Source organism: Xanthomonas sp. JAI131, assembly GCF_013410075.1.
GTDB classification, from domain to species: domain Bacteria; phylum Pseudomonadota; class Gammaproteobacteria; order Xanthomonadales; family Xanthomonadaceae; genus Xanthomonas_A; species Xanthomonas_A bonasiae.
In genome coordinates, this window is record NZ_JACCCN010000005.1 from 201,036 (window position 1) to 224,141 (window position 23,106).

Genomic DNA, 23,106 nt, shown 5'->3' on the forward strand with positions numbered 1-23,106 from the left:
TGTCTGCGTTGCACGCGTCCGCGTCGAACGCGCCGCGCCGTCTGTATCCTGCGCCGGCCCCTTCGAAGAGCCCCCATGCGCCAGATCCTCACGACCGCCATCGCCCTGGCCCTGGCCAGCGTCTCGCCATGCACGTTCGCCCAGCCGGAACGTCCTGCATCTAGCATCGTCGCCGCGCCGGCCGCGCCGGCCGCGCCGGCCGCGTCGGTCACCACGCAATTGCCGCGCACTGCCAGGCCGCGCCATTACGCGCTGGAGATCACCCCGCACGCCGACACGATGACGTTCGACGGCAAGGTCCGCATCGCGCTCGACGTGCTGCAGCCCACCGACCGCATCGTGCTGCAGGCCGCCGACCTGCGCTTCGGCCAAAGCACCCTGACCGGCGGCAAGGCCAAGGCGGCGCTGGTGGCCAAGGTCGCCACCGACGCCGACGCGCAGACCGCCAGCTTCGTGTTCGCCAAGCCGCTGGCCCCGGGCAGCTACGTGCTGTCCATCGCCTACAGCGGCGTCATCAACACCCAGGCCAACGGCCTGTTCGCGCTGGACTACGCCACCCCGCACGGCCAGCGCCGCGCGCTGTACACGCAGTTCGAGAACTCCGACGCGCGCCGTTTCCTGCCGTCCTGGGACGAACCCGACTTCAAGGCCACCTTCGACCTGACGGTGAACGCGCCGGCCGCGCAGATGGTGGTCGGCAACATGCCCGTGGCCGCCACCACCGACCTCGGCCATGGCCTCAAGCGCGTCGCGTTCCAGACCACGCCGAAGATGTCCACCTACCTGCTGTTCCTGGGCGTGGGCGAGTTCGAGCGCACCGCGCTCAAGGGCGACAACGGCACCGAGATCGGCGTGATCGCCCAGCAGGGCAAGGCCGACCAGGCGCGCTTCGCGCTGGAGTCCGGCCGCGACGTGCTGCGCGAATACAACGACTACTTCGGCGTGCGCTATCCGCTGCCCAAGCTGGACAACATCGCCGCGCCCGGCGGCAGCCAGTTCTTCAGCGCCATGGAGAACTGGGGCGCCATTTTCACCTTCGAACATTCCCTGCTGCTGGACCCGGCGGTGTCGGACGTGACCGATCGGCAGCGCGTGTTCACCACCGCCGCACACGAGATCGCGCACCAATGGTTCGGCGACCTGGTGACCATGGCCTGGTGGGACGACCTGTGGCTCAACGAAGGCTTCGCCACCTGGCTGGAAGGCCGCACCACCGCCAAGCTGCATCCGGAATGGGATATCGACAAGACCGGCCCGGCCTACGTCAGCCGCGCCGCCATGGGCAGCGACGCCTACGCCACCACCCACCCGGTGGTGCAGAAAGTGGACACCGTCGAACAGGCCAGCCAGGCCTTCGACGGCATCACCTACGAAAAGGGCTCGGCGGTGATCGGCATGCTGGAGGACTATGTCGGCGCCGACGCATGGCGCGACGGCGTGCGCCGCTACATCGGCAAGCGCGCCTACGGCAACGCCGTCACCGGCGACCTGTGGCAGGAAATCGACGCCGCCGCGCCGGGCAAGCAGTTCCTGCAGGTGGCGCACGACTTCACCCTGCAGCCGGGCGTGCCGCTGATCAAGGTCGCCGCCAGCTGCAACGCCGGCACCACCGTCGTGCGCCTGGAGCAGGGCGAATACACCCTCGACCGCCCCGACAAACAACCGTTGCGCTGGCACGTGCCGGTGGCCGTGCGCAGCGGCGACAATGAAGTGCGCGTGCTGGTGGATGGCAGCGCGCAACTGCAACTGCCCGGCTGCACCGCGCCGGTGCTGGTCAACGCCGGGCAGAAGGGCTACTACCGCACGCTGTACGCACCCGCGCAGTTCAAGGCGCTGACCGCCGGCTTCGCCACATTGCCGGTGGTGGACCAGCTCGGCGTGCTGCTGGATACCAGCGCATTGGCCACTGTCGGCCTGCAGCCGCAAGCGGACCTGCTCGGCCTGGCCGACACCGTGCCGGTGGGCGCGGCGTCGGACCTGTGGGTCACTGTCGCCACGGTCTACGCCGGCATCGACGACCTGTTCCAGGACGACCCGCAGAGCCAGGCCGCCTGGCGCCGCTACGCGCTGTCGCGGCTGGCGCCGGAGTTCGCCACGCTGGGCTGGGACGACCGCGCCAGCGACGCCGCCCAGGCCAAGCAACTGCGCGCGCACCTGATCGACACGCTCGGCGGCATGGGCGACGCCCAGGTGATCGCCGAAGCGCGCCGCCGGTTCGCCGCATTCCAGGCCGACCCGACCGCCTTGTCGCCGGAACTGCGCAACAGCGTGCTGGGCATCGTCGCGCGCCATGCCGACGCCGCCACCTGGGACGCGCTGCACCGGATGGCGCAGAAGGAGACGTCCTCGATGATCCGCGACCAGGACTACCTGCTGCTGGCCGGCGCCAAGGACGCCACCCTCGCGCAACGCGCCCTGGACATGGCGCTGACCGACGAGCCCGGCGCCACCAACAGCGCCTCCATGATCACGACGGTGGCGGGTGAGCATCCGGACCTGGCCTTCGATTTCGCCGTGGCCCACCGCGACCACGTGGACACCCTGATCGACACCACCTCGCGCGCCCGCTACTACCCGCGCCTGGGCGCCGGCTCGGTCGACCTGAAGATGGTCGACAAGATCCAGGCGTATGCGCAGCGCTACCTCGCCGCGACCTCGCGCCGCGATGCGGACGCGGCCATCGCCGACATCCGCACGCGGGTGAAGCTGCGTGCGCAGCGGGTGCCGCAGATCAAGGCGTGGTTGGCGGGGCGGAAGGGGTGAGGGTGGGTGGTGGCTCGTTGAGTAGCGCTGGCTCCTGACCAGGGAGGCTTCGCCCGGCCTAGCCAAAAAGCTTTGCAAATACCCAGATTGGGTAATAACCTACCCATTATGGGTAACGAGGCCGCCATCGCCACCGCAAAGACCGAAGCGCCGCGTGCTGCAAGCGCGCGGCCATCGGGCCTGGCCGATGCCTTGTTCACCCGCACCCAGCAACGCGTGCTCGCCCTGCTGTACGGCCAGCCGCAGCGCGACTTCGGGGTCGGCGAATTGATCGCGGCCGCCGGCGCCGGCAACGGCGCGGTGCAGCGCGAACTGGCCAAGCTGGCCGACGCCGGCCTGCTCACGGTACAGCGCACCGGCAACCAGAAGCGCTACCAGGCCAATCCGCACTCGCCCATCCACGACGAACTGCTCGGCATCGTGCAGAAGACCATCGGCCTGGCCGGCCCTCTCGGCGAGGCCTTGCAGCCCATCGCCACGGACATCGTGGCCGCCTTCGTCTACGGCTCGGTCGCCAAGCACAGCGACACCGCGCGCAGCGACATCGACCTGATGGTGATCTCCGACACGCTGGGCTATGCCGACCTGATGCGCGCGCTGGATGGCATGCAGGCGCGGCTGGGCCGCCCGGTCAATCCCACGCTGTACGCGCGTGCCGATTACGCCAAGCGCCTGCGCGACGAAAACGCATTCCTGCAGCGCGTGCTGCAGCAACCCAAGATCTGGGTGATTGGAGGAATGGATGACCTCGCCACTTGAAAACCTGTCCGGCCCCGGCAAGCAACTCAGCGCCGAACCGACCGACCAACGCGAATTCGACGGCCTGATCCGCTCCGGCCTGGCCCGCCTGGGCGACGCCAAGAACGCCACGCTGGCCCTGGAAAGCCGCTTCGACTTGGCCTGCAACGCCGCCTGTCGGATAGATTTCGGCATGCACTAAGGCGATGATACAAGAGCACCCGTTAGGTGCATTGGAAGCCGAACTCAGGGAGAGGGTTGTGCCGGTAATCGTCCCATCGGGCCATGAGGGCCTTTCGCGTCATGTGTTCCAGCGGTTTCGCTCGCTCGTAGTAAATCAGGTAATCGATATTATAAGCCCTACAGACTTGGATGGCTGGCTGCGAAATTTTGAGACGCCCCAAGCTCAATACCTCGCCGCGCAACTTCTTAGTGCTGCCGTGATCCGTACGCCAAAAATGATCACGAGCAGCTACCGGCATATTGCCGAGGTTATCCTTCCGGACTTGATGAGATCCTCGAGTCTTTGGGATTTTGCTTGCATCGAGGATTTTGCAACAGCCCTTGGTAATAGGAGTCCCTGCATATCGCTGCGAATCATGCCCGTGGATGGCATCAAGATCGACCGACGTCCGGGTAATAGCGCCGAGACTGTTGTCCGTAATTTTTCCATCGCCGCGAAGGTCGGTGATGGCTATCTGTGGCGGGCAGATGATCCCAATGCTTGGCAGAACTTTCCTGGTCTTCTTATCCTAATTGATGATCTTCTTGGGACCGGGCGCCAGTTCAGCCGCTTCGCCGAAAAATACGATCTGAAGAGCCTTCCACCCGAGACGCGCTGTGTCTATATCCCGCTTCTGGCTACAGCCAAGGGACTGGCGGCCGTTCGCGAGGCCTATCCCACGGTAGAGCTTAGGCCGGTCGAAACGTTGCATGAGAATGCTGGATTCTTCACCGGGATGGCTGACGGATCGGGTATATGGGTCCGCGATCAGGTCAATACAGTTGCTGATATGCGAGCGCTTTACCAGAACATAATGCGCGCAAAGCAGGTTCCGAGGGAAAGTGCTTATTCACTCGACCTGACGGTGCTTCTTCCAGGGCGCACCCCCAACAATTCGCTACGCGCTTACTGGAATTCAACCGGCCAATGGCGGCCTTTGATGCCTCGCTAAGGGGGTTTTCGTGAAATTGGAAAACATCGTCGATGAGTTCGTCAATAATCGAGCGGAGCAACTCGACGCGGACGTGACTAACGAATTTATTGTGCCTCACTACTTCGATAAGCTTACGCTGCATCGGGATCGAAAGTCGGTCCGGGTCATTGGCGGTCGAGGGTGTGGTAAGACAATCTTCTTACGCTACTTCTCGCACTGCACGCAACTGAGTGTTAAGCAGTCGCAGATAACTTCTGACGTGTTTTCCCAGGGTATCGGTCTCTACTGGCGAACCGATACCGGGTTCTGCGATCTCATGAAGCCGGAATGGCTCGGTGAGGAGCAGGCGTATCGAGCGTTCCTGCATTACATCGCAATTGTGGTCTTGGAGGAAGTCGCGCTCTTCATCAATAATTTGGCAAAGGCTCCTCTGTCGGGAGAAATAATCGACCTGCGGATGCGCCAGTTGCCGGCATCCACCGAAATCTTGCTATCGAAAAAGGTCGGCACCTATGCGGATCTGCGAGATTTCGCCAAGACCCGCCGTTTTGAGTTGAGCCGATGGGTGCAAAATCCTGGCACCGATGCTCCTTTGTTCCTTCGGATCGATGAGGTGCTGAGCGAGATCGCGGAAGATATTGCTGAGGCCGACGCACGGCTGAGAAAAATCTTCTTCCGGATATTCGTTGATGAGTTTGAGAATCTAAAGGACAACCAGCGCCAGCTTGTGTGCGACTTGGTCAAGCATCCGCGACCTCGCTATTCCTTCAATTTCGCCATGCGTAAGGACTCGGTAGACCAATTTGTCACCAGTGGTGGCGAGCAGATCGTAGAGACCCACGACATTCGCTCAATCGACTTGGAAAAGCTAGTCAGCGAGAACGAAAGAACATTCAAGCTTCTGGCGGCAGAGTTGCTTCTCATGAAGCTGGCAAAGCAAGGGTTTGATGCGGGCTGCCCCGAATTTGAGGTCAATCGGCTCCATGCGCCGAGTCGGCTTCATGAGCGAATCGATGAGGGATATATCCGTGCAATCCGAGCTGCGGCCGGAAGGCTTTTGCCCGGCCGATCGGCAGCCGACATCGCCAAGGGCGTGTTCGATGATGCGCCGCTGCTACGACGGTTGACCGATGTCGCGACAAAGGGCCTGCAAAAGCATAGGATGACCAGGCTGTCTGCTGCCCAGTTTCAGTGCGTCGAACAGCCTGTGGCAAGTATCGTCGCGGCTTTCGTACTCAATCGCGACAAGCCCGGCCCTCAGGCGGTGCTCGACGCTCTAGATAGCTTTGGTGGGCGCAGCGGACCAGCGAATCCCTTCAATGACTGGGAAAGTAACAATCTTCACGGTGCGCTGTTTTACCTCTATGACGGTTTGCCAAATCGTGCCAATCCGCTGTATGCAGGGTTCGACCGATATTGCCAAATGTCCGCACCCAACCTCAGGTTCTTTCTGGAGTTCTGCCATACCGCCCTACGTGATGTCACGCTGAGCCCCGAAAGTCGTGTGTCAGGCGACTTGCAGTGCGTTCCGTGGGAGGTGCAGGCGTTGGCGGCGAAAGACACAAGCTCGGTACTTCTGAAAGACATCCCCAACCTGGGATTGCGTGGGCGCGATCTGCAGATGCTCGTCAAACGGCTCGGACGACTTTTCCAGACCGCGCACCGTCGTGCCTCATTGAGTGAGCCTGAAATCAACCACTTTTCGATCGATGAGGCGGATAAGGAGGCACTTTCGGATGCAACACGAAGTCTACTTCGCGAGGCCCTCATCTGGTCGGTGCTGTACGAGGAGAAAGATACAAAGAACAAAAGTGACTCATCGCTTGCCCAGCACGACTACATCCCGAATCCTATCTTTAGTGCTTATTTTGGAATCAGCTACAGAAAGCGAAAGAAAATCACCCTGAAAGCATCAGAAATCAATGTCATCTTCTCTGGTAGTGACGCCCATTTTGAAACGCTGCTACGTAGTTTCATGTTGAAGTGGGATCAGACGTTGGCAGTGGCTGATGCCCATCCGGGACTGTTCGAGTGATCCGGTTTGTCGATATGCGGCAACTGGCGACCGATGCCGGTAGGGCGCCTGAGGACTTCGATATCGTCTTCCATGGACAGGCTATCGATGATCGTGGCGACCTGTCATTGCGGATAGCAATCGCCAGCGCGCCAGTATCGGTATCGGTTAGCTACGACCCGCACAATTTCCAGATCAGCCTCAACGGCACGCCGCTGCGAGTGGCGGACTTGGAGCGATTGCGGGAGTCCTATCTCGGACGCCGGGTTCTCCTTGATGCCACGTCATTGGATGCCGTCGAAATACTAATCCTGACTCGGGCATTCTTGCACTGCGATTCACCGCGAGAGCTGGGCTACCTTTATGCCGAGCCGGAGCACTACCATCCAGCCAGCGATGACATCAGCATGGATCTATTCTTCTCTTTCGCCGACCAGTTCATCGGGCTAAAACCGGTGCCGGGATTTGCGCCTGAACTTCGCCCTGATGAACCGGGTCGCCTCGTGGCGTGCCTTGGTTTCGAGCCTGACCGTTTGGACCGAATCCTCCAAGACGACGACGGCAACTTCATTAAGCACACAACGCTGATTTTCGGTGTGCCGCCTTACCGGACGACCTGGGAGATGCATGCCCTTCTACCCCATGCCCGTCTCATCAACCAGAACCGAGATCGGGAAGTGGCCTTTGCCGGTGCCAGCAATCCCAAGGCTACATTCGAGCAACTCAGCGCCGCCGCAAGAGCAATTGACAACAGCATAAATGAGCGCTTGCTCATCGCGCCGCTCGGCTCCAAGCCAAGTTCCATCGGCGTCGCGTTGTTTGCCTGCTGTCGCGACGATATTCGACTTAAATACGACTTCCCGGTCAGGTCGCGTCATCAAACCAGTGGCGTAGGCGCCATCCACCGATACCTTGTAAAAAGGCTTTCGTGTTAAAGCTGACTAAGCTGGATCAAGCTGGTACAGGTGAGGGCACGTGCGAGCAGGGAGATTTTTATTTTTCGGCTGATGTGGCTATCATGCCGTTTCGGAGACCCACATGTTGAATCTGAGTACAGTTCCAGCGCGGGTCCGCTCCCGTGTCTTAGAACAATATTTCACCCGGCCTGAGATCGGGGACCTGCTTGTTGGTCAAATGACGCTTGCCAGTGCGGCCCATGTGGTCGAGCTCGGTGCGGGAGAAGGCTCGCTGTTAGCAGCTGCCCGGCGTCGTTGGCAGGCTGCGCGCCTGACATCGGTCGATATCGATCGAACCCTTCGCGTGGTTGACGAAGCCATCGATGGCCATAAGCACCTGGTAATGAACGTGCTTTCGCCTGCATTTGCGCGTAATCGTAGGCTGGACCACATGGAGTTCGATGCTGCTGTCTGCAATCCACCCTACCAAGTCACCGAACTAGCGGTTCCCTACCGCTCATTGCTGAAGAGGGTCGGTCTCCAGGCGGCGCTGCCCCGTGAGGGTGGTATGCCCGCTGACTTGGTCTTTCTCGCCCATAATCTCCGGCTGCTTCGGCATGGCGGACAGATGGGCATTATCGTCCCCGACGGCACCGTCACTGGTTCACGCAGTCGACCGTTACGAGAAGCACTGCTCGCATCGCATGCCCTCCATAGCGTGATCGAGTTGCCCTCGCGGGCCTTCCCAGGCACGGACGCAAAGACATTCATCCTAACGCTCGAAAAGGGCGGTGTATCGCCGGATCGTATCCCGCTCTATTGCGCGGACCATAATGCGTATCTGAGCGATCCACTCTATATCTCGGTAGAAGAGGCGGTCTGCCGCATGGACTATCGCTTCTACGCGTGGCGGCGGTCGGCAACCATTCCCTCAGTCCGGTCGCTTGGGGATTTTGCCGGTGTGCAAATCATTCGTGGTCGCTGGAACGCAACCGAGGCGCGTAGCGCTGGATTGCCGATCCTCCACTCTACGAACATTCCAGGGGCAGGCGTAAGCCGCAGTCTGTCGCTGTCCCAGGCCTCGATTCGCCGAGCATATGGGGACGCACCCCGCGCGAGCGCTGGCGATATCGTGCTCACGCGTGTTGGACGGCACTTGGAAGAGCGTTTTGCTCGTGTTGCCTCGGGCGAGTCGGTCATCAGCGACTGCTTGTACGTAGTCCGCGGGCCCGCAACGATCATGGCCCAGTTTTGGCGGTCCCTGAACTCAGCACAGGGACATGCTTACTTAGCCGCAAACGCAAGAGGTGTATGTGCACGCGTACTCAATCGATCGTCATTGCTGGACTATCCGCTTCCTTTGACGGACATGGCTGATGACTGCGGATAGTGGTAATAGCCGCGGATGCTTTGGAGTAATATGTATACATATCCGATGTGTACTGGTTGCCATTTGCTGCAAGTGAGAACTAGTCGATAGAACGACTTGACGCGTCACGCCGTTGGTAGCAAAATTACTAAACGGAGCCTAGAAACTCCGCAGACAGCGGTACCCACCTCCGACAAACCGGTGGGTTTTTTGTGCCTGCGTGCTTTGCAGGTGCAACCGACGCGGCCTCTGCGTCGGGAGGGCGGTGAATACAAGACCCGCAAGGGGAATAAGCCCGCCGGCTGTCTGCGGTTTCTAGCCTCCCGACTTCCCGTCCGCCATTGGCGGCGGACGGCCACTTCATGGAAGGAGAGGCGACGATGTCGGACGACAGAACAGACGATCTTGAAATGCCGGGCTATTTCCTGCCCGAAGAAAGCCAGTTCCGGCTGGTGCGGCTGGGCGAGTTCATCAGGTTCCTCGCACGACTGGCAGAGCCACGCAGCGTGGCCGAGGAGCGCGAGGCCGCGCCGAAGGTGCGTGCGGGCGAGCTGGCGGTGTGCATGGAACTGCTCGCGGAGCAGATGGACATGGTGCTGCGCGAGGTGTCGTGGCCGGCGCAGCGTCAGTCCCCGTATCAGGCGCAGAGCCATGGAGCCGGGATGGATGCGCCATGAGACACCAGTTATACCGGCCACACCGCTGGTCAAGTGATCGATTGCTTGTTTCCAAAAAATGGTCGTTACGCTCGGGCTAGCAGTCGATATGCGGCCACCCTGTGGTAGCGGTGGCCGTCAACTGAAAGCAGAAGCGCTACAGCGCCTGCACCATCGGCCGCTGCTGCGCTTCCTGCACCTGAACCTGGTTCTGCACCTGCGGGTTGTGTTGCTGCGCTTGTGCCTTTTCGAACGATTGCTCGACCGGCGTCTGCGCCGCTTCCGCGGTGGGCATGTGCGCGCGCAGCTTGGCCGGGTCGTCGGACGCGCCCTGCACGATGAAGATGTTCTCGCCAGCCGGGGCGGTCCTAGTCTTCTCGCTGAGTGCGATCTGGTCGACGCTGCTGAAGTTGTTCTGCTTGGCCAGTGCGTACAGACTGGCGCTGACGCGGTCGTTGTCGGCCGGGTCCAACTGGCCGGGACCGTTGAGGCCTTCGACCTTGCCGCGGATCTGCTGCAGCATGGCGGGGTCCTGGTGTCCATGGCGCGCAGGGGCGTCGGCCGGTGCGGGCGCACGCTGCCGGTCCTGGTCCGGTTGCTCGCGGTAGCGCAGTGCCTCGGTGCGTTCCTGCGACAGCATGCGGTTATCGATGCCCGGCTCGACCCTGCCGGGGAAATCGTTCACTGGCACGTCCATCAGTTCGCCGAAGGTGCGGTAGGCGGAGTTGCTGTTGACGGTCTCGCCGAAGACCTTGAAGCCGTAATTGGGGTAGTTCAGGTCCTGCGCATTGAGTTCGGGGACGGCGCTGACCGCGGTGTTCCAGCGCGCCAGGATCTGGTCCTTGTCGCCGGTGAGGACGGTGCGCGAAGGCTGGCCTTCCTGGATGTAGCTGGTGCTGTCGACCTTGGCGCCGATGGAGCTGGCGTAGCCGGCGTCGTGCGGGTAGTGCCAGGCGCGCAGCGAGTGCTTGCTCTCGTCGGTGCCGATCGGGATGGCTTCGCCGGTCTGCCGGTCCGTGGCCAGGCCGTGCAGTTCGGCCAGGGCCTTGCCGTGCTCGTCGCGCAGTACCCAGTAGTCGTGGCCGGCCACGCCGGCGACGCCGAGCGAGCGTGCTTCAATCGAATAATCGGGCATGTCTGTCTCCTTCCTTGGTGATCGGGGTTAGTGCGGTTGGGTGGCCACGCAGCTTTCGAGCGAGGTCTTGAGGTCCTTCATCGCCTGTTCCACGCCCAGGTCGACGAAGTAGGCGCCGGCGCCCTTGAGGGTGATCTTGGCCTGGCTGGCGCCTTGCGCGCGCTCGATGTGCATGCGGAAGCCGCTGCGGTTCTCTTCTTCGAAGTTGCCCGATTCCAGCACGCCCTTGGCGTTGTCCTTGCGCGTGATCTTGGGCCAGGAGCTGCTGGTCTCGGACAACTTGGTGATGCTGGTCTCGGCGCAGTCGAACAGGCGCTGGGTCGGCAGGTCCGCGGGCACTGCCAGGATATCAGAGGCCATCGGGGTCTTCTTTGCGGCGGCGGACATGCTGCATGCTCCTGCGACGAACAAGAGGCCGGCGATCTGGGCGGCGGCGAGCCACGGCTTCATGTGCTTCTCCTTGTGTGGCCCGGCGTGTCGCACTGCGGTGCTGCGGCGAGGCGATGTGCCCACTGTAAATGCGCCGGCTGCGCCTGTCGATTCGGTGTCTGGGCTGCGCGAGCTGGTGCCGGACGGTGTGCGGTGGAGCGCTTGGCGCGGAGCTAGGCCGAGGTCCTGCGCTTACGGCCGCCGCGCCCGCCTCATTCCCCACCGCCATTGGTCACCAAACGCAGAAACACCTCATGCTGGTACCGGCTCATACGCAGCTGCTGGCCGTTGTCCATGGTCACCACGTGGTGGCCGTTGAACCAGGGGTGGATGGCCTTGACCCGGCGCACGTTGATGATGGCCGAGCGGTGCACGCGGGCGAAGTGGCGCGGGTCCAGGCGCGCGCCGAGGGCGGCCATGGTTTCGCGCAGCTCGTGCACGGCGCCGGCCACGTGGAGTTGCACGGTGTTGCGGTTGGCCTTGATCCAGACGATGTCGTCCACGGCGACGAACACCACGTGTTCGTCCACGCGCACGGCGATGCGCTGCAGGTAGGCATCGCGCTGGCGCAGTGCGTCCAGCGCCTGCAGGAGGTGGGCGGGGTTGTTGCCGGCGCCGCCCAGCCGCGCCTTGGCGCGTTGCAGGGTGGCGGCGAAGCGCTCGCGGCTGAAGGGCTTGACCAGGTAGTCCAGCGCATTGGCTTCGAAGGCGCGCACGGCGTACTGCTCGTAGGCGGTGACGAACACGGTGGCGGGCATGCGCTCGGCGCCGATCTGCGCGACCACGTCCATGCCGGTCATTTCCGGCATCTGGATGTCCAGGAACACCAGGTCCGGCGAGTGTTCGCGGATCGCGGCCACCGCGGCGGCGCCGTCGCCGCATTCGCCGAGCAGGGCGATGTCGGCGTGCTCGCGCAGCAGACGCACGATGGCGTGGCGGGCGATCGGTTCGTCGTCGATGACCAGCGTGGCGATGCTCATGCGGGCACGTGCTCCGGCGCGCCTTCGGCATCCTCCATTTCGCGGAACGGCATGCGGATGCGGCACGCCACGCCTTGCGGCCAGATCATGTCCAGGCGGAGTTCGGCGGCGTCGCCATACAGTTCCTGCAGCCGCAGCCGGGTGTTGGAGAGGCCGATGCCGTGGCCTGCGTTGCCGCTGCCGTCGCCCAGGGTGCTGTTGCGGTTGCGCACTTCGATGCGCAGCTGGCCGTCTTCGCGCCGGCTCTCGATCTCCACGCAGTCGGCGCCGGCATGGCGGCCGATGCCGTGCTGGATGGCGTTCTCCACGATCGGTTGCAGCAGCAGGCTCGGCACCGCGCAGTCCAGGGTATCCGGGTCGATGTACAGGCGCGTGGTCAGGCGGTCGCCGAAGCGCTTGCGCTGGATGCCCAGGTACAGGTCGAGCAGGGTGAGTTCGTGGCGCAGGGTGATTTCCTGGCCGTCGAATTCCTCCAGCAGCGCGCGCAGCAGTTCGCTCAGGCGCAGCAGCATGTCCTCGGCCGAGGCGACATCGTCGTCGAGCAGGGTCACGATGGCGTGCAGGGTGTTGAACAGGAAATGCGGTTGCAACTGGGTCTTCAGCGCCTGCAGCCGCGATTGCGCCAGTTCCGTGGCCAGGCGGCCGGCTTCCAGTTCGCGGCGGTCGCTCTCGCTGCGATAGTGCAGCGCCTGTTGGATCGCCAGCAGGCCCCAGTAGGTGAGCAGGCCGGTGGCGAAGTGCTTGCCGATGAACTGCCCGAGCTGGTCGAAGAATGCGCCCGGCGAGACGACTGCGCCGATGAACATCGCCAGCGCGGTGACGCCGATGCTGGCGAGCAGCTGCCGTCCCAGCGAACGCAGCTGCAACGGCGAGGGGATCGGGTAGCGCTCGCCCAGGCGGAACACAAGTGGCGCCAGCGCGGCCCAGGTGTACCACTGGATCATCGACCAGCGCAGGTAGTCGCCGAGCTGCCAGCTGTGGCCGTCGTTGACGGAGTCGTACAGACAGCCCTGCACGGCGAACGCCACGACGACGGCCGTCCACAGGGTCAGGTATCGGGTCAGGCCGATTTCCGTGGAACCCAGGCGGATCTTCATCGGGCGATGCTCGAACGGGATGCGCCGATCCTAAGCGCGGTGGTGCGCGCTGAGAAGCGCGGCGACCAATGGCGACGATTGGGCACGCCGGTACGACGATTCGTCCCGGATCGCTGGGCTTGGGGCAGGGCAGGCGCGCCAGATGTGCGCACCGCTGCCGCTGCGCGATGCGCGCTGGGCGGTATCCCTTCCTGCTGGAGATTCCCCGTCATGCCTTCATTTCGTACCGTTTGTCTGGCCAGTGTGCTGCTCGCCGCAGTGGCTAACGCCCATGCGCAGGACGCGAGCCGCACGCACTACGTCATGTTGGTCAACCGCGCGCACGACAGCGTGACCGCGCTGGCAGTCGCCGACCCCGGCAGCAGCACGTTTCGGGATGTGGCGTTGGATCCGCTGCGTGGCGGCGGCGATTCGGCGACCGTCGGCGTCCACGGCGCCGGCTGCCGCTACGACCTGCGTTTCGCGTTCGACGATGGCCGCACCCTGGTCTATCAGGATCTGGACGTGTGCCATTACGGCCTGGTGCGGATCCGGCCGCTGCCGCGCAAGGGCGTGTACGCCGCCACGCAATTCACGGTATCGATGGCGCGCTAGCGGCCATGCATGAGTAGGCTGCAGCGGCAGCCGCTTTGGGGCGATTGCGTGGCAGCAGCTCGGGATGGCTAAAGGCTATTGGAATAGCCGGTGTCCTCTAGCGCCCGGGCAAGCAAGGCATCTCAGCCTCATGCTGAGAGGGGATGGACACGTTCGGGCGCTCCTGCATGCTGCTGCCGCTAGGCAGCAGCGCCCCGTCGTCGCAATCGGCTAGCGCCGCGCGCGCCGCCAGGCGATCAACGCGGCGACCGCCGCCACGGCGGCAATCGTGCCGACCGCGGCCACCCGGGTCGCCAGCTGCACACGCTCCGCGCGTCGGCGCAGATCGCTGTCGGCGCTGCCCGCGGACAGCGGCGACTGGAACACCTCGCTGCGGTTGGACCGTGCGCCGCGTGCGGCGGGTGCCTGGGCGCCGTTGTTGGCGGAGGCATCGGCGCCATGGGCGCTGTGGAGGGGCGTGGCGGCTGCTGTGGTCATGCTTTCCGTCGTCCTGCGCGCTGCTGTCATGCGGGCGTATCGCCTGTGCTGTTGGGGTGGGACAGTGTGCATGCTCCCAAGCACAACGTTAACGCAGCGCGGGCGAAAAGTAAGAATTCCCATTGCGAGCTGCGACATTTGGCCGCGTCGCAGCCGCTGATCCGTTCAGATGCTGGAATGGTGCCTCCTTCGCCGCGCCCCCATCTTGTGCCCATGGACCTGTTCGCCCAGCCCGACGACGCGCCGCATTGCCTGGTGCCCGATGCCGAGGGCGGTATCCGCTATTGGCCGCAGCTGCTCGATCCGGAGCAGGCGCAGGCGTGGTTCGCCGCCTTGCGCGACGGCGCGCAGTGGCAACAGCTGCGCCGGCCGATGTACGACCGGGTGGTGGACGTGCCGCGGCTGGTGGCGGCGTACGGGCTGCACGAGCTGCCCGAGGCGCTGCCGTTGCGCGCGCTGCATGCGGCGGTGCAGGCGCGGCTGCCGGCGCCGTACACCGACGTGGGCCTGAACCTGTACCGCGACGGCCGCGACAGCGTGGCGATGCATCACGATAAGCTGCATACGCTGCTGGCGCCGCACCCGATCGCGCTGGTGTCGCTGGGCGCGCCGCGGCGCATGAACCTTCGCGCCACCGCCGGCGCGCACAGGACCATCGGCGTGGAATTGGCGCCGGGCAGCCTGCTGGCGATGAGTCATGCGTCGCAGCTCACCCACGAACACGGCATCCCCAAGACCGTCAGGCCGGTGGCGCCGCGGATGAGCGTGGTGTTCCGGGTACGGCCGCCGTCGGGCTGAACCGTTCGCGCCGCTACGGCGTGCGGATTCCGCAATAATGCGGGTCTGCCCTCGTCAGGAAGACCGCATGACCGCTCTCACCGAACTCTATGCGCGTGCCGTGGACTACGCGCGCATCGCCCACGCCGGCCAGTTCCGCAAGGGCGGCACGGTGCCGTATTTCAGCCATGTGCTGGGGGTCTCGACGCTGGTGCTGGAGGCCGGCGGCAATGAAGACCAGGCGATCGCGGCGTTGCTGCACGACGTGGTCGAGGACTGCGGCGCGGGTCATGAGGCGGTGATCCGCGCGCAGTTCGGCGATGCGGTGGCGGAGATCGTGATGGGCTGCACTGACGCCAGCGCCGAGCACAAGGCGGCGCAGGAAGACGTGCCGGCCAGGCGCCGCGACTGGCGCACCCGCAAGCAGGCGTATCTGGCGCATCTGCGCGAGGCGCCGGATGCGGTGTTGTTGGTGTCGGCCTGCGACAAGCTTTACAACGCGCGCAGCATCGTCGCGGATCTGGAAGATCCCGAGGTGGGCACCGCGGTGTTCGAGCGTTTCACTGCTGGCCGCGAGGGGACGTTGTGGTACTACGCCGCGCTGCATGCGGTGTTTGCCGAACGCGGCGTGGCGGTGCTGCGGCCGTTCGCGGCGGCGGTGGCGCGGATGCATGCGTTGGCGGGTGTGGCGTTTGCGGCGGACGATGCTGGTGCGTTTGCGGTGCCTTCGTTGGCCTAATCGCCTGGCGCCGACAGGCGCGGCCTCCGACGCTGACAGGCACAGCCTCGTGTGCTCGGATCCGCGAGTCGCTTTCGCGCCGTACCCTCACCCCAACCCCTCTCCCGAGGGGAGAGGGGCTCAAGCGCTGCGGCTGTTCCCTTCTCCCACCGGGAGAAGGTGCCCCGCAGGGGCGGATGAGGGTACGGGCGAAGCCTCGTGCGTCTGGATCAGCGAGTCGCTTTCGCGCCGTATCCTCACCACAACCCCTCTCCCGAGGGGAGAGGGGCTCAGGCGCTGCGGCTGTTCCTTCTCCCGTCGGGAGAAGGTGCCCCGCAGGGGCGAATGAGGGTACGGGCGGAGTCTCGTGCGTCTGGATCAGCGAGTCGCTTTCGCGCCGTACCCTCACCCCAACCCCTCTCCCGACGGGAGAGGGGCTTACGCGCGCTCGGTTTCTGCCGTGTCGAACGGTCCCAGGTAGTCGAGCTTGCCCACCGCCACGCCTTGCTGGCGCAGGATCGCGTGCGCGGTGGCGACATGGAAGAAGAAGTTCGGCAGGGCGAAGGTCAGCAGGTAGTCGCTGCCGTTGAAGTCGGCCTTCAATTTGCCGGCGCTCAGCGACACCGCGCGGTCCTGCGCTCCATCCAGGGCGGCAGCCTCCACGCTGTGCAGAAAGCGCTGGGTGGCGGCGATGCGCTCGCGCAGCTGTGCCAGGGTGGTTTCGTCGTCCGCCATCTTCGGCGGCACGATGTCGCTGAGGCGGCCGATGGTGTTCTTCGCGGTGTCCGAGGCGCGCTGGATCTGCGCGGCGAAGCCGAACATGTCCGGCGCCAGGCGTGCGTCGACCAGCGTCTGCGGATCCAAGCCCTGGTCCTGCGCATGGCGCTCGGCCAGGTCCACGTAGTGCTGCAGCACGTCCAGGCCACGCAGGAACACCGGGACGGTAAGGCGGTACATCGAGACGGACATGGGCGGTTTCCTTGAGGACGATAGGGGCGGGACGGACGCCGAAGACGGCGCAGCACGAACTGGATGGGGGATTGCGGATCGAACACAAGGGCCGCCATTGCGGCAGCCGGGTGCGGCGCGCGCCATACCTGCGCGTACTGGCTGCGCGATGGGGGTGCTGCGTCGCGACGAAAGATCGTCGTGTGCGGTGATCGCGAGGCTCGTCCGTCGCACCATCCGGCCCTGCGGGCCATCCTCGCCCAAGGGAACAGCCGCAGCGCCTTGGCCCCTCTCCCCTCGGGAGAGGGGGTGGGGTGAGGGTACGGGCGCGAAGCGCCTCGGCGACCGAGTGTGCAAGACGCGTCCCTCCGCCCCCGCCGAGAACGTAGCCGCACCGCTGCCGCGCACGCGCCTCTTCCCAGAATGGGTGATTGCCCGCCGCGCCCACGCGTCGCATGCTGTGCGTTGTCGCCCGCTGCCCACAAGGATGCCGATGAGCCTGGCCGATACCCGTCGCCATCAGATGTTCCCGGTGCTCGAGCCGGCGCAGGTGGAGACCGCGCGCCGCTTCGCCAGCGGTGCGCCGCGCACGTTCGCGCCGGGCGAGGAAGTCTTCGCCGTCGGCGACCATCCGGCGCCGGTGTGGCTGGTGCTGCAGGGCACGATCGCGGTGGTGCGCCGTGATGGACTGGGCCACGAGAAGCCGGTCACCGAGCATGGCGCCGGGCAGTTCACCGGCGAGGTCAGCCAGTTGGCCGGCCGTGCGTCGCTGGCCGGCGGACGTGCCGGGGCGCAGGGCTGCGTGGCGGTGCCGTTCGATGCGGCGCATCTGCGCTCGCTGATGATCAGTTCGGCCGATGTCGGCGAGATCGTGATGCGCGCGTTGATCCTGCGCCGGGTCGGGCTGATCGAAGGCGATACCGCCGGCTCGGTGCTGATCGGCGAGCCGGGCGAGGCGCGCTTGACCCGCCTGCAGGGCTTCCTGACCCGCAACGGCTATCCCAACACCTTCCTGGATGCGGCCAACGACGACGAGGGCCGCGCGCTGGTCGAGCGCCTGGGCATCCATCACGACGAACTGCCGCTGATGGTCTGCCCCAGCGGCACTGTGCTGCGTCGTCCCAGCGATGCCGAGGCCGCGCATTGCCTGGGCATGACCCCGGAGCTGGACCCCGACAAGCGCTACGACGTGGCGATCGTCGGTGCCGGCCCGGCCGGCCTGGCGACCGCGGTGTATGCCGCGTCCGAAGGGCTGTCGGTGCTGGTGCTGGACCAGCGCGCGATCGGCGGCCAGGCCGGTGCGTCGGCGCGGATCGAGAATTACCTGGGGTTTCCCACCGGCATCTCCGGCCAGGCGCTGGCCGGGCGCGCCTACAACCAGGCGCTGAAGTTCGGCGCCGAACTGGCGTTGCCGCTGGAAGTGGCGCAACTGCATTGCGACGCGGCCACCTCCGAGGACTGCAGCGCCGCGCCGCTGCAGTTGCAGATGCGCGACGGCCTGCGCGTGCAGGCGCGTACCGTGGTGATCGCGTCGGGCGCGCGCTACCGGCGCCCGGACATCGCCAACCTGGCTGCGTTCGAGGGCAACGGCGTGTCGTACTGGGCTTCGCCGGTGGAAGCGCGGCTGTGCGAAGGCGAGGAGGTGGCCCTGGTCGGCGGTGGCAATTCCGCGGGCCAGGCGGTGGTGTTCCTGGCGCCGAAGGTGAAGCGCCTGCACCTGATCGTGCGCGGCGCCGGGCTGGAGGCGTCGATGTCGCGCTACCTGATCGAGCGCATCGCCGCGTTGCCGAACGTGGAATTGCATACCGGCACCGAGGTGGTGTCGCTGCAGGGCGATGCCGCGCAGCGCCTGGAGAGCGCGGAGTTCCGCGATCGCGCGAGTGGCGCCACGCATCGCTGCGCCTTGCACCATCTGTTCCTGTTTGTCGGCGCCGATCCCAACAGCGCCTGGGTGGACGGCTGCGTGCAGCTGGACCACGCCGGCTTCGTCGTCACCGGCGCCGACCCCATGGCGGGCCAGGTGCCTGCGCTGCCGTTGGAGACCGACCGGCCGGGCGTGTTCGCGATCGGCGACGTGCGCGCCGGGTCGGTCAAGCGCGTGGCTGCGGCGGTCGGCGAGGGCGCGGCGGTGGTCGCGCAGATCCATCAGTTCCTGGCGCGGCGCAGTGCGCCCGCCCCCATCGAGAGGGCCAGCCCATGAGTGCGCGTTGTTCCCATCTTTCCACCATCGTCGAGGTCACGCCGAGCGCGCGCGGCTGCGAGGAATGCCTGAAGATCGGCAGCCCCTGGGTGCACCTGCGCCTGTGCCGCAGCTGCGGCCACGTCGGTTGCTGCGACGATTCGCCCAATCGCCACGCGACCAAGCATTTCCACCAGACTGCGCACCCGATCATCGAAGGCTACGACCCGCCCGAAGGCTGGGGCTGGTGCTATGTGGACGACACCGAAGTGGAGCTGCCGGACCAGACGCCGCAGCTGGGGCCGATTCCGCGCTACGTGTAGCGGAAGGGGGCAGCGTCGGGACTGAAGTCCCTCCCACAGTGCACCCGGCCAGTTCGCCGCAAGTCCCCTGTAGGAGCGGCTTCAGCCGCGACAGGCAGCATGGGTGTCGACAATCCCGATCGGGGCTGAAGCCCCTCCGGCAGTGCACCCAGCCGGCTCACCGCAAGTCCCTGTGGGAGCGACTTCAGTCGCGACGAGCGAAGCGGTGCACTCGACGGCTGCGGACAGCGTCGGGACTGAAGTCCCTCCCACAGCGCGCCCAGCCAGTTCGCCGCAAGTCCCTGTAGGAGCGGCTTCAGCCGCGACAGGCCGCATGAAGTGCCGACAAATCCCGGTCGGGGCTGAAGCCCCTCCTACAGTGCACCCAGCCGGCTCGCCGCAAGTCCCTGTAGGAGCGGCTTCAGCCGCGACAGGCAGCTTGGAGTGCCGACAAATCCTGGTCGGGGCTGAAGCCCCTCCTACAGTGCATCCAGGCGGCTCGCCGCAAGTCCCTGCAGGAGCGGCTTCAGCCGCGACAGGCCGCATGAAGTGCCGACAAATCCCGGTCGAGGCTGAAGCCCCTCCCACAGTGCACCCAGCCAGTTCGCCGCAAGTTCCCTGTAGGAGCGGCTTCAGCCGCGACAGGCAGCATGGGTGTCGACAATCCCGGTCGGGGCTGAAGCCCCTCCTACAGTGCACCCTGCCGAATTACCGCAAGTCCCTGTGGGAGCGACTTCAGTCGCGACGAGCGAAGCGGGACACTCGTCGGCTGCGGACAGCGTCGGGACTGAAGTCCCTCCCACAGTGCACCCGGCCAGTTCGCCGCAAGTCCCCTGTAGGAGCGGCTTAGCCGCGACAGGCAGCATGGGTGCCGACAAATCCCGGTCGGGGCTGAAGCCCCTCCTACAGTGCACCCAGCCGAATTACCGCAAGTCCGTGTGGGAGCGACTTCAGTCGCGACGAGCGAAGCGGTGCATTTGACGGCTGCCGATAGTGTCGGGGGCCGAAGCCCCTCCTACAGCGGCGTCTCGATTGGCTGGTGGGCATCATGTTGGAGGCGATGCCGCATGCGCCGCGCCGGCCCATACACGGCACAGCCAACCGACCCGCTAAGCTTGTCCGCGTTCTCGCAGATGTGTCTTCCAGCCAATGCCAAAACCGCCTGCTTCCCCCGCCTCCGGTTTCGTCCGCGTCCGCGGCGCCCGCGAACACAACCTCAAGGATGTGGACGTGGAGCTGCCGCGCGATGCGCTGGTGGTGTTCACCGGCGTGTCCGGCTCCGGCAAGTCCTCGCTGGCGTTCGGCACGCTGTTCGCCGAGGCGCAGCGGCGCTATCTGGATTCGATCTCGCCCTACGCACGGCGCCTGATCGACCAGGCCGGCGTGCCGGACGTGGATGCCATCGAAGGCCTGCCGCCGGCGGTGGCGCTGCAGCAGCATCGCGGCGCGCCGAGCACGCGCTCGTCGGTCGGCAGCGTCACCACCATCTCCAATTCGCTGCGCATGCTGTATTCGCGCGCCGGCGACTATCCGCCGGGGCAGGCCATCATCTATGCCGACGGCTTCTCGCCGAACACGCCGGCCGGTGCCTGTCCCACCTGCCACGGCCTGGGCCGCATCTACGACGCCACCGAGGCGTCGATGGTGCCGGACCGCTCGCTGAGCATCCGCGAGCGCGCCGTCGCCGCGTGGCCGCCGGCCTGGCACGGGCAGAACCTGCGCGACATCCTCACCACGCTCGGCCACGACGTCGATGTGCCGTGGGCGAAGCTGCCGAAGAAGACCCGCGACTGGATCCTGTACACCGACGAGCAGCCGACGGTGCCGGTGTATCCAGGCTTCACCCTCGCCGAGACCCAGCGCGCACTGCGGCGCAAGCAGGAACCGGCCTACATGGGCACCTTCAGCAGCGCGCGCCGCTACGTGCTGCACACCTTCGCCAGCACCCAGAGCGCGCTGATCAAGAAGCGCGTGTCGCAGTATCTGCTGAGCACGCCATGCCCGACCTGCGACGGCAAGCGCCTGCGTCGCGAGGCGCTGTCGGTGACCTTCGCCGGACTCGACATCGGCGCGTTGTCGCAGCGTCCGCTCACGCAGGTGGCCGAACTGCTGCGTCCTGCTGCAGAAGGCCGCACCCGCGACGCCAAGCGGCATCCCGAACAGGCCATCGCCGCGCAGCGCATCGCCCAGGATCTGCTGGCGCGGATCCAGATCCTGCAGGAGCTGGGCCTGGGCTATCTCACCCTGGAACGCAGCACGCCGACGCTGTCGCCGGGCGAACTGCAGCGGCTGCGCCTGGCCACGCAGATCCGCTCGCAGCTGTTCGGCGTGGTCTACGTGATGGACGAGCCGTCCGCCGGCCTGCATCCGGCCGATGCGCAGGCGCTGCTGGCGGCGCTGGACCAGCTCAAGGCCGCGGGCAATTCGCTGTTCGTGGTCGAGCACGAGATCGATGTGATCCGCCATGCCGACTGGATCGTCGATGTCGGTCCCGGCGCGGGCGAGCAGGGCGGGCAGGTGCTGTACAGCGGGCCGCCTGCGGGGCTGGCCCAGGTCGCCGCCTCGTCCACGCGCCGCTACCTGTTCGCCGAGCAGGCGCCGATCGCGCACGCGCCGCGCGCGCCGGGCGCGTGGCTGCAGCTGCGCGGCATCACCCGCAACAACGTCGCCGCGCTGGACGTGGACATTCCGCTGGGCGTGTTCACCACGGTCACCGGCGTGTCCGGCTCGGGTAAGTCGTCGCTGGTCAGCCAGGCGCTGGTGGAGTTGCTCGGTGCGCATCTTGGCCAGGAGCGCGTCGATCCGGAAGAAGGCGTGGATCCGCTGGAACGCAGTACGCAGGCGGCGACCGACGGACGCATCGCCGACGGCCTGCAGCACGTGCGGCGGCTGGTGCAGGTGGACCAGAAACCGATCGGCCGTACGCCGCGCTCGAACCTGGCCACCTATACCGGCTTGTTCGACCACGTGCGCAAGCGGTTCGCCGCGACGCCCGCGGCGCGCAAGCGCAAGTACGACGCCGGCCGTTTCTCGTTCAACGTCGCCAAGGGCCGTTGCGAAACCTGCGAAGGCGAGGGCGCGGTGTTCGTGGAGCTATTGTTCATGCCTAGCGTCTATGCACCGTGCCCGACCTGCCACGGCGCGCGCTACAACGCCAAGACGCTGGAGATCGAACTGCGCGGGCAGACCATCGCGCAGGTGTTGCGCATGACCGTGGCGCAGGCAGCGGACTTCTTCGCCGACGACGCGGCGATCGCGCGGCCGCTGCAGGTGCTGGGCGAGGTGGGGCTGGGTTATCTGCGGCTGGGCCAGCCGGCCACCGAGCTGTCCGGCGGCGAGGCGCAGCGCATCAAGCTCGCCACCGAGCTGCAGCGCGCGCAGCGCCGCGACACCGTCTACGTGCTCGACGAGCCGACCACCGGCCTGCATCCGGCCGACGTGGACACGCTGCTGCGCCAATTGCACGGGCTGGTGGAGGCGGGCAATACGGTGGTGGCGGTCGAGCACGACATGCGCGTGGCCGCGGCCAGCGACTGGATCATCGATATGGGGCCGGGCGCCGGCGATGAAGGCGGCAAGGTGGTCGTCGCCGGCGAACCGCAGGCGGTAGCGCGGCATGCGCGTAGCCGGACTGCGCCATTTCTCGCCGAGGCGATGCAAGGCTAGCGTGGCTTCTCTCTCATCTGTTGCAGGCAGTGAACCCTGTGGGAGCGACTTCAGTCGCGACGGGCTCTATCGGTGACGCCCGTCGCGACTGAAGTCGCTCCCACAATGATCTGTCTGCCGCGGATCGCTCCCGCAAGCGCATCGCATCGCCAAGGGTGCCGCCGACATGTACAACCGATGCTGTTCGGGCCGCTGCCGGCAGCCGCATTGC

General features: G+C 65.6%; 20 protein-coding genes. 14 read left to right on the plus strand and 6 right to left on the minus strand.

Annotated features, from left to right (window positions below; translation table 11 throughout):
• The first annotated feature begins 75 nt into the window (after positions 1 to 75).
• The 8 genes from HDC36_RS20490 (at position 76) to HDC36_RS20525 (ending at position 9,614) form a co-directional block, all read left to right on the plus strand.
• Positions 76 to 2,763 (plus strand): M1 family metallopeptidase, encoded by a 2,688-nt coding sequence (locus HDC36_RS20490; RefSeq protein WP_179570711.1) that lies wholly within the window; start codon positions 76 to 78, stop codon positions 2,761 to 2,763.
• A 108-nt stretch (positions 2,764 to 2,871) separates the two neighbouring features.
• Complete coding sequence (locus HDC36_RS20495; RefSeq protein ID WP_179570712.1) at positions 2,872 to 3,522, plus strand: MarR family transcriptional regulator; 651 nt, start codon at positions 2,872 to 2,874, stop codon at positions 3,520 to 3,522.
• A complete protein-coding gene (locus HDC36_RS20500; protein ID WP_179570570.1) occupies positions 3,506 to 3,703 on the plus strand; it encodes a hypothetical protein in 198 nt (65 codons plus the stop codon). Before HDC36_RS20495 ends, HDC36_RS20500 begins: the two co-directional genes overlap by 17 nt.
• A 31-nt stretch (positions 3,704 to 3,734) precedes the next feature.
• On the plus strand, positions 3,735 to 4,676 hold the full coding sequence (locus HDC36_RS20505; RefSeq protein ID WP_179570713.1) for a hypothetical protein: 942 nt from the start codon (positions 3,735 to 3,737) through the stop codon (positions 4,674 to 4,676).
• Positions 4,677 to 4,686: 10 nt separating this feature from the next.
• The gene (locus tag HDC36_RS20510) at positions 4,687 to 6,693 is read left to right on the plus strand and encodes a hypothetical protein (protein WP_179570714.1); all 2,007 of its coding nucleotides are present in this window, start codon (positions 4,687 to 4,689) and stop codon (positions 6,691 to 6,693) included.
• Positions 6,690 to 7,607, plus strand: a complete 918-nt coding sequence (locus tag HDC36_RS20515; protein ID WP_179570715.1) for a hypothetical protein — start codon at positions 6,690 to 6,692, stop codon at positions 7,605 to 7,607. The genes HDC36_RS20510 and HDC36_RS20515 overlap by 4 nt, the downstream gene beginning before the upstream one ends.
• Before the next feature lie 103 nt (positions 7,608 to 7,710).
• Positions 7,711 to 8,958, plus strand: a complete 1,248-nt coding sequence (locus HDC36_RS20520; RefSeq protein ID WP_179570716.1) for an N-6 DNA methylase — start codon at positions 7,711 to 7,713, stop codon at positions 8,956 to 8,958.
• 359 nt (positions 8,959 to 9,317) lie between these two features.
• Positions 9,318 to 9,614, plus strand: coding sequence for a hypothetical protein (locus HDC36_RS20525; protein ID WP_255432843.1), 297 nt, complete (start codon positions 9,318 to 9,320; stop codon positions 9,612 to 9,614).
• Between the two features lie 136 nt (positions 9,615 to 9,750).
• Here HDC36_RS20525 and HDC36_RS20530 read toward each other — a convergent pair whose 3' ends face one another.
• The 4 genes from HDC36_RS20530 to HDC36_RS20545 all read right to left on the minus strand — a co-directional run bounded on the left by HDC36_RS20530 (position 9,751) and on the right by HDC36_RS20545 (position 13,234).
• Complete coding sequence (locus HDC36_RS20530; RefSeq protein ID WP_179570718.1) at positions 9,751 to 10,728, minus strand: XVIPCD domain-containing protein; 978 nt, start codon at positions 10,726 to 10,728, stop codon at positions 9,751 to 9,753.
• Between the two features lie 27 nt (positions 10,729 to 10,755).
• Entirely contained in the window at positions 10,756 to 11,115 is a 360-nt protein-coding gene (locus HDC36_RS20535; protein WP_255432844.1) for a hypothetical protein, read from the minus strand.
• A 254-nt stretch (positions 11,116 to 11,369) separates the two neighbouring features.
• Entirely contained in the window at positions 11,370 to 12,137 is a 768-nt protein-coding gene (locus HDC36_RS20540; protein WP_179570720.1) for a LytTR family DNA-binding domain-containing protein, read from the minus strand.
• Positions 12,134 to 13,234 carry a histidine kinase gene (locus HDC36_RS20545; RefSeq protein WP_179570721.1) on the minus strand — a complete coding sequence of 367 codons (1,101 nt, stop codon included), beginning with the start codon at positions 13,232 to 13,234 and terminating at the stop codon, positions 12,134 to 12,136. The genes HDC36_RS20540 and HDC36_RS20545 overlap by 4 nt, the downstream gene beginning before the upstream one ends.
• A 6-nt stretch (positions 13,235 to 13,240) precedes the next feature.
• On the opposite strand from HDC36_RS20545, the gene HDC36_RS20550 reads away from it, so the two are divergent.
• Positions 13,241 to 13,828 carry a hypothetical protein gene (locus tag HDC36_RS20550; RefSeq protein ID WP_179570722.1) on the plus strand — a complete coding sequence of 196 codons (588 nt, stop codon included), beginning with the start codon at positions 13,241 to 13,243 and terminating at the stop codon, positions 13,826 to 13,828.
• A 210-nt stretch (positions 13,829 to 14,038) separates the two neighbouring features.
• Here HDC36_RS20550 and HDC36_RS20555 read toward each other — a convergent pair whose 3' ends face one another.
• Complete coding sequence (locus HDC36_RS20555; RefSeq protein WP_179570723.1) at positions 14,039 to 14,305, minus strand: hypothetical protein; 267 nt, start codon at positions 14,303 to 14,305, stop codon at positions 14,039 to 14,041.
• 213 nt (positions 14,306 to 14,518) lie between these two features.
• Here HDC36_RS20555 and HDC36_RS20560 point away from each other — a divergent pair, with 213 nt between their 5' ends.
• Both HDC36_RS20560 and HDC36_RS20565 read left to right on the plus strand, forming a co-directional pair.
• On the plus strand, positions 14,519 to 15,103 hold the full coding sequence (locus tag HDC36_RS20560) for an alpha-ketoglutarate-dependent dioxygenase AlkB (protein WP_179570724.1): 585 nt from the start codon (positions 14,519 to 14,521) through the stop codon (positions 15,101 to 15,103).
• 67 nt (positions 15,104 to 15,170) lie between these two features.
• Positions 15,171 to 15,821, plus strand: a complete 651-nt coding sequence (locus HDC36_RS20565; RefSeq protein WP_179570725.1) for an HD domain-containing protein — start codon at positions 15,171 to 15,173, stop codon at positions 15,819 to 15,821.
• Positions 15,822 to 16,238: 417 nt separating this feature from the next.
• Here HDC36_RS20565 and HDC36_RS20570 read toward each other — a convergent pair whose 3' ends face one another.
• Positions 16,239 to 16,769, minus strand: coding sequence for a DUF1993 domain-containing protein (locus HDC36_RS20570; protein ID WP_179570726.1), 531 nt, complete (start codon positions 16,767 to 16,769; stop codon positions 16,239 to 16,241).
• A 472-nt stretch (positions 16,770 to 17,241) separates the two neighbouring features.
• Between HDC36_RS20570 and HDC36_RS20575 the strand changes: the two genes are divergently transcribed.
• The 3 genes from HDC36_RS20575 to HDC36_RS20585 all read left to right on the plus strand — a co-directional run bounded on the left by HDC36_RS20575 (position 17,242) and on the right by HDC36_RS20585 (position 22,895).
• The gene (locus HDC36_RS20575) at positions 17,242 to 18,948 is read left to right on the plus strand and encodes an FAD-dependent oxidoreductase (protein WP_179570727.1); all 1,707 of its coding nucleotides are present in this window, start codon (positions 17,242 to 17,244) and stop codon (positions 18,946 to 18,948) included.
• Entirely contained in the window at positions 18,945 to 19,250 is a 306-nt protein-coding gene (locus tag HDC36_RS20580) for a UBP-type zinc finger domain-containing protein (protein WP_179570728.1), read from the plus strand. Before HDC36_RS20575 ends, HDC36_RS20580 begins: the two co-directional genes overlap by 4 nt.
• Positions 19,251 to 20,378: 1,128 nt before the next feature.
• A complete protein-coding gene (locus tag HDC36_RS20585; RefSeq protein WP_179570729.1) occupies positions 20,379 to 22,895 on the plus strand; it encodes an excinuclease ABC subunit UvrA in 2,517 nt (838 codons plus the stop codon).
• The last annotated feature ends 211 nt before the right edge of the window (positions 22,896 to 23,106 follow it).